The organism is Streptomyces sp. NPDC045998 (assembly GCF_056430285.1).
On record NZ_JBWKLJ010000004.1, the window covers coordinates 124,403 to 140,867 of the forward strand.

Below are 16,465 nucleotides of genomic sequence, written 5' to 3' on the forward strand. Positions count from 1 at the left end.
ATACACGCCAAGTGGGCGACATCCGCGTGTCGTGCGACCATTTCGTACGCTCTTGCACCGTTTGCACCAAGGCAGAGACGGCTCACGCCGGCACGCGAGCGGGCGGACGGAGCGTCATGTCGCTCCGTCCGCCCGCCTGCTGAGCAGGTGCTAGATCGCGGGTGCCTTGCTCGCCACCCTTTCCGGCGAGTTGTTGTCTTCATCACCCATCGACACGGTGCGCCGCTTGGAGACGTACACCGCCGCGATGATGACGACGATCGACAGCACCGCCACCCCCGCCCGCACGCCGGGGCTGGCGTCGTCGCCGTAACTGAACTGCACGATGGCGGGCGCGATGAGCAGCGCCACCAGGTTCATGACCTTCAGCAGCGGGTTGATGGCCGGTCCGGCGGTGTCCTTGAAGGGGTCGCCGACGGTGTCGCCGATGACGGTCGCGGCGTGCGCCTCGCTGCCCTTGCCGCCGTGGTGGCCGTCCTCGACGAGCTTCTTGGCGTTGTCCCACGCGCCGCCGGAGTTGGCGAGGAAGACGGCCATCAGGGTGCCGGTGCCGATGGCGCCCGCGAGGTACGCGCCGAGGGCGCCGACGCCGAGGGTGAAGCCGACGGCGATCGGGGCCATGACCGCGAGCAGGCCCGGCGTGGCCAGCTCGCGCAGCGCGTCCTTGGTGCAGATGTCGACGACGCGCCCGTACTCCGGCTTCTCGGTGTAGTCCATGATCCCGGGGTGTTCGCGGAACTGCCTGCGTACCTCGTAGACCACGGCTCCGGCCGACCGCGACACCGCGTTGATCGCCAGCCCGGAGAACAGGAAGACGACGGCGGCGCCGAGGATCAGCCCGACCAGGTTGTTGGGCTGGGAGATGTCCATGACGAGATTGCGCTCGGTGGCCAGGGCTCCCACGTCCGCGACCGCCGTGGCGATGGCGTCGCGGTACGAGCCGAAGAGCGCGGCCGCCGCGAGGACGGCGGTGGCGATGGCGATGCCCTTGGTGATGGCCTTGGTGGTGTTGCCGACGGCGTCGAGGTCGGTGAGGACCTGGGCGCCGGCGCCCTGGACGTCGCCGGACATCTCGGCGATGCCCTGCGCGTTGTCGGAGACCGGGCCGAAGGTGTCCATGGCGACGATGACGCCGACGGTGGTGAGCAGGCCGGTGCCGGCCAGCGCCACCGCGAAGAGCGCGAGCGTGATCGACGCGCCGCCCAGCAGGAAGGCGCCGTACACCGACAGCCCGATCAGCAGCGCGGTGTAGACGGCGGACTCCAGGCCGACGGAGATGCCGGCGAGGACGACCGTGGCCGGGCCGGTCAGCGACGACTTGCCGATGTCCCTGACCGGGCGGCGGCTGGTCTCGGTGAAGTACCCGGTCAGCTGCTGGATCAGGGCGGCGAGCACGATGCCGATGGCGACGGCCACCAGGGCGAGGACGCGCGGGTCTCCGCCGTGGGTGCGGATGGCCGACTCGGTGACGCCGTCCAGGGCGGCGAAGGAGGAGGGCAGGTAGACGAAGACGGCGACGGCGACCAGCGCGAGCGAGATCAGCGCAGAGATGAAGAACCCGCGGTTGATGGCGGTCATCCCGCTGCGGTCGGCGCGCCGCGGGGCGACCGCGAAGATGCCGATCATCGCGGTCACCACGCCGATCGCCGGAACGATCAGCGGGAACGCCAGTCCGAGGTCACCGAAGGCCGCCTTGCCGAGGATGAGCGCGGCGACGAGCGTCACGGCGTACGACTCGAAGAGGTCGGCCGCCATGCCGGCGCAGTCGCCGACGTTGTCACCGACGTTGTCGGCGATGGTGGCGGCGTTGCGCGGGTCGTCCTCGGGGATGCCCTGCTCGACCTTGCCGACGAGGTCGGCGCCGACGTCGGCGGCCTTGGTGAAGATGCCGCCGCCGACGCGCATGAACATCGCGATGAGTGCCGCGCCGAGGCCGAAGCCCTCCAGCACCTTGGGGGCGTCGGCGGCGTAGACGAGGACCACGCAGGAGGCGCCGAGCAGGCCGAGGCCCACCGTGAACATGCCGACGACGCCGCCCGTACGGAAAGCGATCTTCATCGCCCGGTGCGAGACGACCGTCAGATCCTTTTCCGGCTGGCCGGGTGCGGGAGTGGCCTCCCGCGCGGCCGCCGCCACGCGCACATTGGCGCGTACGGCCAGACGCATGCCGATGTATCCGGTCACCGCCGAGAAAAGCGCGCCGACCAGGAAGAAGAGCGAGCGGCCCGCGCGCTGCGACCAGTTGTCCGCCGGCAGCAGCATGAGCAGGAAGAAGACGACGACGGCGAAGACCGCGAGGGTCCGCAACTGCCGCGCCAGATAGGCGTTCGCGCCTTCCTGTACGGCTGCCGCGATCTTTTTCATGGCGTCGGTGCCCTCACCCGCGGCCAGGACCTGCCGTACGAGGAGCTGGGCCACGACCAGCGCGGCGAGTGCCACGGCCACGATGACGATCACGATGACGCGATTCTCGTCGGTGAGTACCGCGGCGGCGAGAGAAGTGGGGTGCCCGGACAGCTGTGTTTCGAAGAGCCCCGCCATTCGTCCTCCTTGACGTCAGAAGAGCTCAAGATGTGGACGGATTGTAGGGAGCGGAACCCGATCAAAAACAGGGCGCCGTAGAACAGAATTGACCTTCCCTGGCCGGTCGGCAAATGATCGGTTTCGGGAAACCACCCGAACGCAGTAATACTTTTGATCTTCCCTACGGTGATCGACGATCAATTCCAGTGATCGACCATTGCCCGGGAAATGGAAAAAGGCCCTGCTCAGCAGGGCCTTTCGAGATCGCTCACGCCACCGGTGACGGGTGCGGTGGGTGAGGTCAGGGGAGCGTGGTGGTGGGGCTCGCCGGCCAGCTCATCCGGATGACGCCGCCGTGCTCATCGGCTGAGACTTCCACGTCGTCGACGAGCCCGCTGATGACCGCGAGACCCATCTCGTCCTCGCCCTCCGCGTCGTCGAAGTCCTCGGCGGGCACGGAGGAGCCGCCGGTGAGGGGAACCCCCGCGGCGTCGGCGTCGGCGACGGCCGCGCCCGGCACGTCGTCGGCGACCTCGATGGAGAACGCCTTGTCCTCCTCGGTCAGCGCGACGCGGATGGGAGCGGTCACGCCGTTACTGCGGTGCAGCCCGACCGCGCGGGAGCAGGCCTCACCCACGGCGAGCCGGACCTCGTCCAGCACGGCTTCGTCGACTCCGGCCCTGCGCGCCACGGCGGCTGCCACCAGACGGGCGGTCCTGACGTGCTCGGGCTGGGCGCTGAAGCGAAGTTCAACGGTGGCCATGCGATCCCCCTCGGACATGAGAGCGTGCGAGCGTGCGTCTGAGAGGACCGGGCTGGACGCCCGGCACCTCTGCCCTGCCCTCCGGAGGTCGGCTCCTCGCGGGGGCTGTGTACGCCCTCGAAGGGCCCTTCCGGCCCGGCGTTGTCCAGACCTGGTTCCGGAAACCTGCTCCGAAACCGGGCCGGGCGACGGTCGGGGCCCGGAGAGCTCCCTCCGGAGGCCCTGCCTCCGGAGGCTCGTACCGGAAGGCTCCGGCCGGCTCAGTCGGTCGCCGCGACGGCTTCGTCCACCGAGGTGTGGATGGGGAACACCTTGGTCAGACCGGTGATCCGGAAAATCTTGAGAATGCGCTCCTGGTTGCAGACCAGGCGCAGGGAACCCTCGTGCGCGCGGACACGCTTGAGACCACCCACGAGCACGCCGAGGCCGGTCGAGTCGAGGAAGTCCACACTCTCCATGTCGACGACCAGGTGGTAGTTGCCGTCGTTCACCAACTCGACCAACTGCTCGCGCAGCTTGGGCGCGGTATACACATCAATCTCGCCACCGACCTCGACGACCGTACGGTCACCCAGAGTGCGAGTCGACAGGGACAGGTCCACGGATCCTCCAGCACCTTGCTATCGAGCGGTCGTCCCTCGGATCTCCCCAGTGGAGCCCGGGGACCGATCGCCAGCCGCGATGGCATTCAATCACTTACCAGCAGCCATGCACGACGCCTTGGGAGCATTGTCGGTCAGGCCGGTGACACACTCGGTGCCGATGGCCATGAATCACCGCCCCAGTCGACCTCCCGAGAACGTGGGCTCCCGCCCCTCCCCCGGTACGGTCCTCGACCGGCTCACCGCAGGGGCGAACCGGGCTGCGCGCATCACTCATACGGAGCACCTGCCCCCTCGGGCGGGTCGGCATGCCCTCTGGCCCGATCGGATCAGGCCGGAGGTGATCAAGGCCATCGGGGCGGCCGGTATCGACCATCCGTGGGCCCATCAGTCCGCCGCCGCGGAGCTGGCCCTCGACGGGGAGTCGGTCGTCATCGCCACCGGCACCGCCTCCGGCAAGTCGCTCGCCTATCTGGCGCCCGTCCTGTCCGCGCTGCTCGACGGCTCGGAGGCGCCCAACGGCCGGGGCGCCACCGCCCTGTACCTCGCCCCCACCAAGGCCCTCGCCGCCGACCAGCGGCGCTCGGTCAAGGCGCTGGCCGCCCCGCTGGGCAACCGCGTCCGGCCCGCCGTCTACGACGGCGACACGCCCGTCGAGGAGCGGGAGTGGGTCCGCCAGTACGCCAACTACGTGCTGACCAACCCGGACATGCTCCACCGGGGCATACTCCCGTCGCATCCCCGCTGGTCCTCCTTCCTGCGCGCCCTGCGCTACGTCGTCATCGACGAGTGCCACACCTACCGGGGCGTCTTCGGCTCCCACGTCGCCCAGGTGCTGCGGCGCCTGCGCCGCCTCTGCGCCCGCTACGGCTCCTCCCCCGTCTTCCTCCTCGCCTCCGCCACCGCCGCCCAGCCAGCCCTGGCCGCCGGGCGCCTCACCGGTCTGCCCGTGGCCGAGGTCGCCGACGACGCCTCGCCCCGCGGCGAGCTGGTCTTCGCCCTGTGGGAACCGCCGCTGACCGAACTCCAGGGCGAACAGGGCGCCCCGGTCCGCCGTACCGCCACCGCGGAGACCGCCGACCTCCTGACCGACCTGACCGTCCAGGGCGTCCGGTCGGTCGCCTTCGTACGCTCCCGGCGCGGCGCCGAGCTGATCTCCGTCATCGCGAAGGAGCGACTGGCGGAGGTCGACCGCTCGCTGGCCAAGCGGGTCGCCGCCTACCGGGGCGGCTACCTCCCCGAGGAGCGCCGGGCGCTGGAGCGGGCCCTGCACTCCGGCGAGCTGCTCGGGCTCGCCGCGACCACCGCCCTGGAGCTGGGCATCGACGTCTCCGGCCTGGACGCCGTCGTGATCGCCGGGTACCCCGGCACCCGGGCCTCGCTGTGGCAGCAGGCGGGCCGCGCCGGGCGCTCCGGCCAGGGGGCGCTCGCGATCCTGGTGGCCCGCGACGACCCGCTGGACACGTACCTCGTGCACCACCCCGAGGCGCTGTTCCGGCAGCCGGTCGAGTCGACCGTCCTCGACCCGGACAACCCGTACGTCCTCGCGCCCCACCTGTGCGCGGCGGCGGCCGAGCTACCGCTCACCGACTCCGACATGGCGCTGTTCGGCCCGGCCGTTCCGGACCTGCTGCCGCAGCTGGAGTCGGCCGGTCTGCTCCGGCGGCGCGCGTCGGGCTGGTACTGGACGCGCCGGGAACGGGCCGCCGACCTGACGGACATCCGGGGCGAGGGCGGCAGCCCCGTCCGGATCGTCGAGGCGGGCACGGGCCGGCTGCTGGGCACGGTCGACGAGCCCGCCTCCCACGCCGCCGTCCACGAAGGCGCCGTCCACCTCCACATGGGCCGCACCTACCTGGTGAAGGAGCTGGACCTGAAGGACTCGGTGGCCCTGGTCGAGGAGGCCAATCCGCCGTACTCCACCACCGCCCGCGACACCACCTCCATCTCCGTACTGGAGACCGACACCGAGATCCCGTGGGGCGACGGGCGCCTCTGTTACGGCTCCGTCGAGGTCACCAACCAGGTCGTCTCCTTCCTGCGCCGCCGCCTGATCACCGGCGAGGTGCTCGGCGAGACGAAACTCGACCTGCCGCCGCGCACCCTGCGCACCCGCGCCGTGTGGTGGACCGTCACCGAGGACCAGCTGGACGCCGCCCGGGTGAACCCGGAGCAGCTGGGCGGGGCCCTGCACGCCGCCGAGCACGCCTCCATCGGCCTGCTGCCGCTCTTCGCCACCTGCGACCGCTGGGACATCGGCGGGGTGTCCGTCCCGCTCCACCCGGACACCCTGCTGCCGACGGTCTTCGTGTACGACGGCCATCCGGGCGGAGCGGGCTTCGCGGAGCGCGCCTTCCACACCGCCCGTGAATGGCTCACCGCGACCCGCGAGGCGATCGCGTCGTGCGAGTGCGAGGCGGGCTGCCCCTCCTGCATCCAGTCGCCCAAGTGCGGCAACGGCAACGACCCCCTGCACAAGCGCGGCGCCGTGCGCCTGCTCACGGAACTGCTGCGGGGAGCCCCGGCTGCTCCCGAGGAGGCCCCGCCCGCGCCCTGACCTGCGGCGCGTACGGCCCGAAACGGGCCCGTGCGGTCACCTCGGCGATCTCGCCGCGCACGGCGCACCGCACCACCTCGGCCTGCTGGGCACGGGCGACCCGGGCCGCCGCGGCGCAGGCGTGCTCGCCGCCCCACAGGGCCAGGTCGGCCGCCGCGAGGGCGGCCAGATCGGCCGCTCCACCCGCCCGGTGCCGGGCGGCGACGGCCTGGCCCAGGGCCAGGACCACCGCGAAGACCGTGCACAGCACGCTCGCCGCCATGACGACCCACACGGTGGCGACACCCCGGTCGGCGCCGCCCCGTGCCTCGCCCCGGTCCTCGCGGCGGCACGCGCTCCGGGCGACCGCCGGGGCCGGCGACCGGGCAGGCCCCCTCACGGCTCCACCCCCACGGTGTCCTCGGCGAGCGCGGCCGCCTCCGCGCGCAGGGTCAGGGCGAGCGTGCCCGGCCCCGGCGCCGGGGCCTCCACCCGTACCCGCCACAGCTCCCCGGCCCGCTCCATCGACACACGCGCCCCCGTGGGGGCCGCCGAGCGGGCGGCCGCCACGGCGGTTTCGCGGGGCTCCGAGCGGGCCGCCGCGCGCGCCCCGGCCCGTGCCGCGTCCACGCACTGGATCTGCGCGGCGGCCGCCGCCAGCGCCCAGATCAGCGCCATCGTGAAGGCCACCAGCGCCGGCACCGCCACCGCCGCCTCGGCGGTCACGGAGCCCCGGTCACCGACGGCGGGCGCGAAGCCCCGGTCACCGACGGCGGGCGCGGCTTCAGAACTGCGCATCGAGCGCCCTCCCGATCACCGACTCCAGCCGCCCCGACACCGCGTCACTCGTGACGATCTTGTAGAGCACCGCCGCGAAGGCGCAGGCCGCCAGCGTCCCCATCGCGTACTCGGACGTCGTCATGCCCGCGTCCCCGCGCAGCCGGGCGAGTCCGGCCTTCAACCGCTTCCACATCACAGTCCCCCTTGCGTCGAATCGAAGTTCACCGTTCACAGCAATCCGCCGGCCAGTCCCACGAGCACCGGCGCCACCCCGACCGCGAGGAACGCGGGAAGGAAGCACAGACCCACCGGCGCGGTGATCAGCACCTGGGCCCGCTGGGCCCGGGCCGCCGCCGACCGCTCCCGTTCCGCGCGCAGCCCGGCGGCGAGCCGGGACACCGCGTCGGCGGCGGGTGCGCCCGAGGCCGACGCCCGCTCCAGACAGCGGGCCAGCCCCTGGGCGCCCGGTATCGCGGCGAACCCGCCCCACGCCTCGGCCGGTTCGCCGCCCAGCCGTAGCTCGGCGGCCGTACGGGCCAGCCGCTCCCCGACGGGGCCGCCCAGGGACTCGCCGACCGCCTCGGCCGCCTCGCGCGGCCCCGCACCCGCCGACAGGCACGCCGCCAGCAGGTCGGCCGCCAACGGCAGGCCCTGTGCCGCCCGCTCGTCGTCGGACAGCCGTCTCGGGCGCCGCTGCCAGCGCCGTACGCCATAGGCGCACGCGACCGCAACCACGCCGCCGACGAGCCCCTCCACCAGGACGTATCCGGCGAGGGCGGCGGCCACGGGTGCCATCCAGCGCCGCGCCCACGCCCCGTACGGCGGTCGCCGTGAGGGACGCCGGGTGCAGCGCACCTCCAGCAGCGCGGCCATCCGCCCGCGCCCTCGGCGCTCACGGCGCAGGGCCGCCACCGACCACACCGCCCAGACCGCCGCGGCGGCGAGCGCGAGCGCCGTCCCCAGCCTGTGGAAGAACTCGGCGTTCACGGCTCCTCCCCGGCCCGTACGATCCGGCCGGCCCACCACAGACCCGCCGCCTCCAGCAGTCCGCCCACGACGAGGCAGCCCGCGCCCGCCGGAGTGTGCAGGAGCACCCGCAGCGGATCGGCCCCCATGGCCCAGCCCATGGCCAGCCCCACGACCGGCAGGACGGCCAGCAGTCCGACCGTGGCCCAGGCGCCCGCCAGCTGCGCCCGCAGCCGCTCGCGCTGGTCGCGCCGCTCCCGCAGGGCCGCCTCCAACCGGTCGAGGCCGCCCGCCAGTCCGGCGCCGCCGTCCGCCGCCACCTGCCAGCAGGCAGCCATCCCGGCGAGCCCGTCCGCGCCGTCCTCCCGGGCCACCCGCCGAAGGGCCTCCGGGACGTCGCCGCCGAACCGCGCCGCCGCCAGGACAGCGGCCTCCTCGGAACCCAGCGCGCCCGTGGAGCCGGCCGCGAAGCGCAGGGCCTGCCCCGGCTGCCATCCGGCGCGCAGCTCGGCCGCGACGGCCCCGCACAGCGCGATCACCGCCTCCGCCCGCCGGTCGCGTGCCCTGGCGCGCTCGCGGGCCGCGAGCCGCCGCCGCACCAGCGGCACCGCCGCGCCACCCGCCAGCAGTGGCAGTACGGAGGCCCCGAGCACCGCGAGCAGACCGCCCGCCGCCAGGCAGAGCCATTCGCGTCGCAGCCGCAGCGCCGGCCACCAGCGCCGCCAGGACCAGGGCGCGGGCTCCCCGGCGCCTCCTCCCGCGGCTGCTTCCCCTCCCGCTCCGGCGAACAGCAATCGCGTCCGCCGCAGACCGCGCTTCCGCTCCATGAGCAGCCACGCCGCCGCACCTGCGCAGACCGCCGCGGCGTACACCGGCTGTCCCGTCACCACCGCGCACCTCCGATCAGCGACCGCAACCGCTCCCAGCCCCGCTCGTACAGGAACCCGTCCGCGCCCCACCGGAGCGCGGGCACCGTCACCACCAGTCCCTGGTGGTCCCGCTCCAGCACATGCACCTCGGCGATCCGCCGCCGCCCGCCCCGGTCGCGCGCCAGGTGCAGCACCACCGACAGGCCGGCCGCCAGCTGGCTGTGCAGCGCCGCCCGGTCGAGCCCCGCCGCCGTGCCGAGCGCCTCCAGCCGGGCCGGCACATCGGCCGCGGTGTTGGCGTGGACGGTGCACGAGCCGCCCTCGTGGCCGGTGTTCAGAGCAGCCAGCAGGTCGGTCACCTCGGCGCCCCGCACCTCGCCCACCACCAGCCGGTCCGGCCTCATCCGCAGCGCCTGCCGCACCAGGTCCCGCAGGGTCACCCGGCCGGCGCCCTCCTGGTTCGGCGGACGCGCCTCCAGCCGCACCACGTGCGGATGGTCGGGCCGCAACTCGGCCGAGTCCTCGGCCAGTACGATCCGCTCGCGCTCACCGACCAGACCCAGCAGGGTCGACAGCAGCGTCGTCTTGCCGGACCCGGTCCCGCCGCTGACCAGGTACGAGACGCGGGCTTCCACCAGCGCCCGCAGCAGCCGGTCCCCGCCCGGCGGCACCGTCCCGGCCGAGACCAACTCCCGCACGGAGAACGCGCGCGGCCGGACCACCCGCAGCGACAGACACGTCGAACCGACCGCCACCGGGGGCAGCACCGCGTGCATCCGCGTCCCGTCCGGCAGGCGGGCGTCCACCCAGGGCCGGGCGTCGTCCAGCCGCCGGCCGGCCACCGCGGCGAGCCGCTGGGCCAGCCTGCGCACGGCCGCCGCGTCCGGGAAGGCCACGTCCGTCAGCTCCAGCCCACCGCCCCGGTCCACCCACACCCGGTCCGGCGCCGACACCAGGACGTCCGTCACCGCGGGATCGGTCAGGAGGGGTTCCAGCAGTCCCGTGCCGACGAGCTCGGACCGCAACACCTCGGCGGCCCCGAGCACTTCGGCGTCGCCCAGCAGCCTGCCCTGCGCCCGCAGGGCCGCCGCCACTCCGGCCGGGGTCGGTTCCGAGCCGCTCTCCGCGAGCCGGCGGCGTACGGATTCCAGCAGGCCCGCCGTCATGACACCCCCTCCCCGGCGAGTGCGCGCTCCCAGAACGCCGTGCAGAACCGCCCCAGCGGGCTGCGCGCGCCGGCGCCCGGCGGGACCCCGGCGTCGAGGTCGGCCATGAGCCCTGGTTCCAGGGGCAGTTCACCGGCGAGCGGCAGCCCGAGCACATCGGCGATCCACTGTTCGTCCACCCCCGCGGCGTACGGTCCGCGTGCCACGGCCCGAAGATCCCGCAGGACCATGCCGACCGCCGACGCCACCCGCTTTGCGCCCGCGACGGCGCGCAGCTCAGCGGGCACGACCAGCAGGCCGAGGTCCAGTTGCGCCAGCGCCTCCGCGGTGGCCTCGTCGATCCGGCGCGGGAGGTCGACGACGACCACGCCACCGCGCCTGCGTGCCGCCGCGAGCACCGACCGCATCGCCTCGGGCGGGATCGTCACGGCGTCGCCCCGGTCCCAACTGAGCACCCGCAGGCCCTGCAGGGAGGGCAGGGACTCCTCCAACGCCCCGGCCGCGACCCGGCCCTTGGAGGCGGCGAAATCAGGCCATCGCAGCCCCTCCGCCTGCTCGCCGCCGAACAGCACGTCGAGGCCGCCGCCCAGCGGGTCGCCGTCCACGAGCATCGTGCGCCGCCCGCCACGGGCCGCGGTGACCGCCAGCGCGCAGGCCAGCGTCGACGCCCCCGCACCGCCCCGGCCGCCGATCACCCCGACGGTGAGCGCCTGTCGCCCCACGCCCTCCGCCACGTCCGCGATCCGGTCGACGAGCCAGCTCTCCGCGTCGGGCAGCCGCAGCACGCCGTCGGCGCCGATCTCCACCGCACGCCGCCACACCCCGGGATCGTCCTGGTCATGGCCGACGAGCAGGACGCCGCTCCGGCGTGTGGCCCCGCGGCACCTGACGGCCGCGTCGTCCCCCACCAGGATCAGCGGGGCGCTCTCCCAGGCCGCCCGGTGCTCCGGCACCGTGGGGTGGACCTCCGGGTGCGCGCCGGCCGCGGCGCACAGCCGCAGCAGGTCGTCGAGGAGCTCCGCGTCCTCCGTGATGATCAACGGCCCGGCCTGCCGCGCGTCGGATGCCGGCGCTCCGTCGGATGTGTGCGATCCGGCCATAATTCCGCCCCCTGCTCACTGTCTTCACCCAGCTCTTCATCCCGGTCTTCGCCGGGTCTTGTCCCGCACTCGCCCGCCACTTCGCCCGCCGCTCCGCCCGTACTTCGCCCGTACTTCGTCCGCGCTTGCGCAGGCGTCGTCGGGGCGTTCATTCGCGCGATGTTCGCGGCGCGTTCGCGGACCCTCCGCACCGTCTCCGCGTCACCTTCGACGGTGTTCGTACGGGAGGTGAGATCCGTTGAATCCGCCGACCGCGGACTTCGCGGCTGGAATCACCGTGCACGGCTTCCGGAAAAGAAGTGGATCTTGCTCGAAAACTGTGGACAACTCGCCACTTGTGAATATCCCGTTCGCCCATACCAGCGACTTCCGGAGCGCAGCACTTCCGCTACTCTGAGTGAGGAACGCATCGCGTCGGGGACGGGCGCGACCGAGACATGGAGGAGGCCGGCATGAGCGCAGCCAAGGGGGCCCGACGTGCGAAAACGCGTCCGGACATGCGACGACCCCCGCCGGGGGGGAGAGCGGGGGTCGTCTTCTCCGGCCGACTCGGGGGGGGAGGAGTCGGACCGGGTTAGCACGGTCGCGAACGATCCGTGACTTCCATGGTGTACCCGAGAGCCCTCTCAGGCAAACCCACGCGCCCCAGCGTACGCCGAATGGCGGGCACCTATGCTCAGGCTCGTGGAAAACCACTCCTTGCCGCGCACCGCAGCCTTCTTTGACCTGGACAAGACGGTCATTGCGAAGTCATCGACTCTGACCTTCAGCAAGTCCTTCTACCAAGGCGGCCTGATCAACCGCCGCGCCGTCCTGCGGACTGCCTACATCCAGTTCGTCTTCCTCGCCGGGGGCGCCGATCACGATCAGATGGAGCGGATGCGGGAGTACCTCTCCGCACTCTGCAAAGGCTGGAACGTCCAGCAGGTCAAAGAACTGGTCGCCGAGACCCTGCACGACCTGATCGACCCGATCATCTACGACGAGGCCGCCTCGCTCATCGAGGAGCACCACGCCGCCGGCCGGGACGTGGTGATCGTCTCCACGTCCGGTGCCGAGGTCGTCGAGCCGATCGGGGAGCTCCTCGGGGCGGACCGGGTCGTGGCGACCCGCATGGTCGTCGGCGAGGACGGCTGCTTCACCGGAGAGGTCGAGTACTACGCCTACGGCCCAACGAAGGCGGAGGCGATCCGGGAGCTGGCCGAGTCGGAGGGGTACGACTTGTCGCGCTGCTACGCGTACAGCGACTCCGCCACCGACGTACCGATGCTGGAGACCGTGGGGCACCCGTACGCGGTCAACCCGGACCGTGCGCTGCGCCGCGAGGCGGCAGCCCGAGGTTGGCCGGTTCTCGTCTTCACCCGCCCGGTGCGGCTCAAGCAGCGGCTGCCCGCGCTGCGGATGCCGCCCCGCCCGGCACTGGTCGCGGCGGCCGCGGTGGGCGCGGCGGCGGCGACGGCCGGGCTCGTCTGGTACGCGAGCCGGCGGCGGCAGTCGGCATAGACCGCGGCCCCAAGGCCCAGGCGGCGCCCGCTTCGACCCTGCTTGATAAGAAAAACCAATAAGCGGAGCCAGGGCTTTCGCTTCCTCCCCGACGGGAGTACAAAGGAGGTAACGGCCCGCGAGACCAGAGGCTCCGAAAGGATCACCTGTTAAGCAAGAAGGCCCCACGGACCGAAGCACAGAAGCCGAGCACCCACGCGACGTCGACCCGTCGATTACGGGCCAGCCGCACCAGGCGTCGGGCAAAGTACCCCGCCTGATGGGCACATATCGAGGACGCATGGTAACCCGGCGGACGTGCCAGCGGCGGTACCGATATCGGTACCGCCGCAACCCTTCTCCCAGCTTCTAAGCGGCGCCGCGCTGGAGCGCCTCGCAGACCGCCGTCGACTCGCGCACGCCGAGCTCGACCGCGCGTCCGCAGTGCGCGATCCACGCCGCCATGCCGTCCGGCGTCCCGGACAGATAGCCGTCGAAGGCCGCCACGTACGCCTCCCGCCCCAGCTCGGCGTGGCCCACCTCCGCCGGGCAGATCGCCTTCGGGTCCAGCCCGCTGCCGATCAGCACGATGCGCTCGGCAGCCCGCGCCACCAGGCCGCTGTACGTGGTGAAGGGCCGCAGCGCCAGCAGCTCGCCGTGCACGACCGCTGCCGTCACCAGCGCCGGAGCCGAGCTGCCCGCGATGAGCAGGTCCGCCAGCCCCTCCAGCCGGCCGACGGCCTCGGCGGCGTCCGGCAACGGCGCCCGGATGAGCGGCTCGTCGACGGTCTCGCCCTCCTGCCGGGGCCTGCCGACCGCGGCCGCGGACCCGCCCGAGGGGCCCGCGTCACCCGGGTCGCCGGCCGCCACCAGGTGCAGCCGGGCCAGCACGCGCAGCGGCGACTGCCGCCAGATGGACAGCAGCTGGCCCGCCTCGGCGCCCAGGCGCAGCGCCGCTCCGACCGTCCGGGCTTCCGCGTCACCGCTGAAGTCCGTGCGCCGGCGCACCTCCTCCAGCGCCCAGTCGGCGCCCGCCAGCGCCGCCGACGCGCGAGCGCCGCGCAGCGCGGCCTCGGAGGTGATCTCGCTGCTCCGGCGGCGCATCACCCGATGGCCGTAGACGCGGTCGACGGCCTTGCGTACGGACTCCACGGCATCGGGCACGCCCGGCAGGGCACCCAGGGCGGCCAAGGGGTCAGCGGCACTCGTACTCATAAGTAGGGAGGCTACGCGCCCGGCGCCCGGCGCCCCACCGTCGAGTGGCGAGCCTCATACGCGCCACAACATGACGCAATCGCGTCGCTACCCACCGCTACCCTATATGAATATGAAGATCGCTTTCGTTGGGAAGGGCGGCAGCGGCAAGACCACGCTGTCCTCGCTCTTCATCCGCCACCTCGCCGCCACCGGTTCACCCGTCATCGCCGTCGACGCCGACATCAACCAGCACCTGGGCACCGCGCTCGGTCTGGACGAGTCCGAGGCCGCCGCACTGCCCGCGATGGGTGCGCACCTGCCCCTGATCAAGGAGTACCTGCGGGGTGCGAATCCCCGGATCGCGTCCGCCGAGACGATGATCAAGACGACCCCGCCGGGCGAAGGCTCGCGCCTGCTGCGGGTCCGCGAGGACAACCCCGTCTACGACGCCTGCGCCCGCCCCGTACGGCTGGACGACGGGGAGATCAGGCTGATGGCGACGGGCCCCTTCACCGAGACGGACCTCGGGGTCGCCTGCTACCACTCGAAGGTCGGGGCGGTGGAGCTGTGCCTCAACCATCTAATCGACGGACCCGACGAGTACGTGGTCGTCGACATGACGGCCGGCTCGGACTCCTTCGCGTCCGGCATGTTCACCCGCTTCGACATGACGTTCCTGGTGGCCGAGCCGACCCGCAAGGGTGTGTCCGTCTACCGCCAGTACAAGGAGTACGCCCGCGACTTCGGCGTCGCCCTGCGGGTCGTCGGCAACAAGGTGCAGGGCCTGGACGACGTGGACTTCCTGCGCGAGGAGGTCGGCGACGACCTGCTGGTGACGGTCGGCCACTCCGACTGGGTGCGCGCGATGGAAAAGGGCCGTCCGGCCCGGTTCGAGCTGCTGGAGTCCGACAACCAGGCGGCACTGCGGACGCTCCACCGGGCGGTGGCGGACGCGTACGGGCACCGCGACTGGGAGCGCTACACGCGCCAGATGGTGCACTTCCACCTCAAGAACGCCGAAAGCTGGGGCAACGCGAAGACGGGCGCCGACCTGGCGGCCCAGGTCGACCCCGCCTTCGTCCTGCGTGAGGGGATCGGCGCCGTTCAGCCCGCCTGACGGGCCTTGACGGGTGAGGCCGCCGGGGCGGCCGGGCGGGCGGCGAGGAACTCCGCCCAGCCGCCCTTCGGCGCCTCCCCGACCTTCAGGGTGCGCAGCTTCGCCAGTACGGCGGGGTCCTGTGCGTCCAGCCAGTCGGCGAGCTGCCGGAAGGAGACGCAGCGCACCTCCTCCCGGCCGCAGACCTGCGCGATCGTCTCCTCGACGGCGCGCATGTACGTACCGCCGTTCCACGACTCGAAGTGGTTGCCGATGATCAGCGGGGCGCGGTTGCCGTGGTACGCGCGGTCGAAGGCCTGGAGCATGCCGTCGCGGAACTGGTCACCCCAGTAGGCGTGCATCGAGGGGGCGCCCTTGGCGGTACCGGACTGGTTGACCATGAAGTTGTAGTCCATCGACAGCGTCTCGAACTGCCGCCCGGGGACGGGGATCATCTGCAGGCCCAGGTCCCAGAGCCCGCCCTCCTTCTCCGGCCAGATCTGGTTGTTGATGCCGCTGGTGTCGTAGCGCCAGCCCAGCTCGCTCGCGGCGCGCACGAAGTTCTCCCGGCCCTCCAGGCAGGGCGTGCGGGCGCCGATGAGTTCCTTCTCGTAGTCGAACGGCAGCGGCTGCTCCTCCGTCAGGCCGGCGTTGGTCTTCCAGTTCTTGACGAAGGCCTTGGCCTGCGTGATCTCGCTCTTCCAGTCATCGACCGACCAGGTGCCCACTCCCGACTCCGGGCCGCAGAAGTGGCCGTTGAAGTGGGTGCCGATCTCGTTGCCCTCCTGCCAGGCGCCGCGCAGCTGGCGCACGGTGTCGCGGATGCCCTCGCGGTCGTTGAAGCCGATGTCGGACCGGCCGGGCGCGTGTCCGGGCGGGTGGTAGAGCGCCGCCTTCTCCTCCGGCAGCAGGTAGACGCCGCTGAGGAAGTACGTCATCGTCGCGCCGTACTTCTTGCCCACCTTGCGGAAGTGCGAGAACAGCTTCTGGCTGTCCTCGCCTGCGCCGTCCCAGGAGAAGACGACGAACTGCGGCGGCCGTTGACCGGGCTTCAGGCGCTCCGCCTTGCGCAGGCCGGGCTGGGCACCGGTGAAGGCGGTGGAGCCGTCACCGATGAGCCGGACCGTGTTCTTGGGGGCCACCGCCTTCTTCGGGCCGGGGGCGCCCTCGGTGCGGGCGGCCTCACCGGAGCCGCCGCATCCGGTCAGCCCGGCGACGAGCGCCGCCGTGGTCGCGGCAGCGGCCGCGGCCGTACCGACAGTGAACCTCTTCGTGACGGCCATCATCCGCCCGCCCTTCTGTGCTTACGGGTGCTTGCGAGTGCTCCCAGGGGCCCAGGGGTCTACTGAGAGCGCCGTCAACCTCGCATCACGGGCGTGAGTGTG

Annotated in this window: 15 protein-coding genes; 3 read left to right on the forward strand and 12 right to left on the reverse strand. The window is 72.7% G+C overall.

What is annotated here, in order from left to right:
- Positions 1 to 150 precede the first annotated feature (150 nt).
- The 3 genes from AC07FJ_RS13575 to bldG form a co-directional block, all read right to left on the reverse strand.
- Positions 151 to 2,541: a sodium-translocating pyrophosphatase gene (locus AC07FJ_RS13575; RefSeq protein ID WP_479048562.1), complete on the reverse strand. Its 2,391-nt coding sequence runs from the start codon at positions 2,539 to 2,541 to the stop codon at positions 151 to 153.
- A 283-nt stretch (positions 2,542 to 2,824) separates the two neighbouring features.
- Positions 2,825 to 3,286: an ATP-binding protein gene (locus AC07FJ_RS13580; protein WP_361425949.1), complete on the reverse strand. Its 462-nt coding sequence runs from the start codon at positions 3,284 to 3,286 to the stop codon at positions 2,825 to 2,827.
- 260 nt (positions 3,287 to 3,546) lie between these two features.
- The gene (bldG, locus tag AC07FJ_RS13585; RefSeq protein ID WP_361425952.1) at positions 3,547 to 3,888 is read right to left on the reverse strand and encodes an anti-sigma factor antagonist BldG; all 342 of its coding nucleotides are present in this window, start codon (positions 3,886 to 3,888) and stop codon (positions 3,547 to 3,549) included.
- A gap of 79 nt (positions 3,889 to 3,967) precedes the next feature.
- Here bldG and AC07FJ_RS13590 point away from each other — a divergent pair, with 79 nt between their 5' ends.
- Entirely contained in the window at positions 3,968 to 6,445 is a 2,478-nt protein-coding gene (locus AC07FJ_RS13590; protein ID WP_479048564.1) for a DEAD/DEAH box helicase, read from the forward strand.
- Here the strand turns inward: AC07FJ_RS13590 and AC07FJ_RS13595 are convergent.
- From AC07FJ_RS13595 to ssd, 7 genes are read right to left on the reverse strand one after another with little or no spacing between them, the layout of a single operon-like run.
- Complete coding sequence (locus AC07FJ_RS13595; protein WP_479048567.1) at positions 6,387 to 6,824, reverse strand: Rv3654c family TadE-like protein; 438 nt, start codon at positions 6,822 to 6,824, stop codon at positions 6,387 to 6,389. The two genes, AC07FJ_RS13590 and AC07FJ_RS13595, sit on opposite strands and share 59 nt — an antisense overlap.
- Entirely contained in the window at positions 6,821 to 7,150 is a 330-nt protein-coding gene (locus tag AC07FJ_RS13600) for a TadE family type IV pilus minor pilin (RefSeq protein ID WP_479049490.1), read from the reverse strand. Before AC07FJ_RS13600 ends, AC07FJ_RS13595 begins: the two co-directional genes overlap by 4 nt.
- Before the next feature lie 58 nt (positions 7,151 to 7,208).
- A complete protein-coding gene (locus AC07FJ_RS13605) occupies positions 7,209 to 7,397 on the reverse strand; it encodes a DUF4244 domain-containing protein (protein WP_361425964.1) in 189 nt (62 codons plus the stop codon).
- Positions 7,398 to 7,432: 35 nt separating this feature from the next.
- Positions 7,433 to 8,191, reverse strand: coding sequence for a type II secretion system F family protein (locus AC07FJ_RS13610; protein ID WP_479048569.1), 759 nt, complete (start codon positions 8,189 to 8,191; stop codon positions 7,433 to 7,435).
- Positions 8,188 to 9,057 (reverse strand): type II secretion system F family protein, encoded by an 870-nt coding sequence (locus AC07FJ_RS13615; RefSeq protein ID WP_479048571.1) that lies wholly within the window; start codon positions 9,055 to 9,057, stop codon positions 8,188 to 8,190. Before AC07FJ_RS13615 ends, AC07FJ_RS13610 begins: the two co-directional genes overlap by 4 nt.
- Positions 9,054 to 10,205 carry a TadA family conjugal transfer-associated ATPase gene (locus AC07FJ_RS13620; protein WP_479048574.1) on the reverse strand — a complete coding sequence of 384 codons (1,152 nt, stop codon included), beginning with the start codon at positions 10,203 to 10,205 and terminating at the stop codon, positions 9,054 to 9,056. The genes AC07FJ_RS13615 and AC07FJ_RS13620 overlap by 4 nt, the downstream gene beginning before the upstream one ends.
- Positions 10,202 to 11,305 (reverse strand): septum site-determining protein Ssd, encoded by a 1,104-nt coding sequence (gene ssd, locus AC07FJ_RS13625; protein ID WP_479048577.1) that lies wholly within the window; start codon positions 11,303 to 11,305, stop codon positions 10,202 to 10,204. The genes AC07FJ_RS13620 and ssd overlap by 4 nt, the downstream gene beginning before the upstream one ends.
- 672 nt (positions 11,306 to 11,977) lie before the next feature.
- Between ssd and AC07FJ_RS13630 the strand changes: the two genes are divergently transcribed.
- Positions 11,978 to 12,808, forward strand: coding sequence for an HAD-IB family hydrolase (locus AC07FJ_RS13630; protein WP_361425978.1), 831 nt, complete (start codon positions 11,978 to 11,980; stop codon positions 12,806 to 12,808).
- A gap of 348 nt (positions 12,809 to 13,156) precedes the next feature.
- Here the strand turns inward: AC07FJ_RS13630 and AC07FJ_RS13635 are convergent, their stop codons facing one another.
- Complete coding sequence (locus tag AC07FJ_RS13635) at positions 13,157 to 14,002, reverse strand: Fic family protein (RefSeq protein ID WP_479048580.1); 846 nt, start codon at positions 14,000 to 14,002, stop codon at positions 13,157 to 13,159.
- A gap of 106 nt (positions 14,003 to 14,108) precedes the next feature.
- Here AC07FJ_RS13635 and AC07FJ_RS13640 point away from each other — a divergent pair, with 106 nt between their 5' ends.
- Positions 14,109 to 15,101, forward strand: coding sequence for an ATP-binding protein (locus AC07FJ_RS13640; RefSeq protein WP_479048582.1), 993 nt, complete (start codon positions 14,109 to 14,111; stop codon positions 15,099 to 15,101).
- On the opposite strand, the gene AC07FJ_RS13645 is transcribed toward AC07FJ_RS13640, so the two are convergent.
- Positions 15,089 to 16,366: a polysaccharide deacetylase family protein gene (locus AC07FJ_RS13645; RefSeq protein ID WP_479048584.1), complete on the reverse strand. Its 1,278-nt coding sequence runs from the start codon at positions 16,364 to 16,366 to the stop codon at positions 15,089 to 15,091. The two genes, AC07FJ_RS13640 and AC07FJ_RS13645, sit on opposite strands and share 13 nt — an antisense overlap.
- Positions 16,367 to 16,465: the final 99 nt, after the last annotated feature.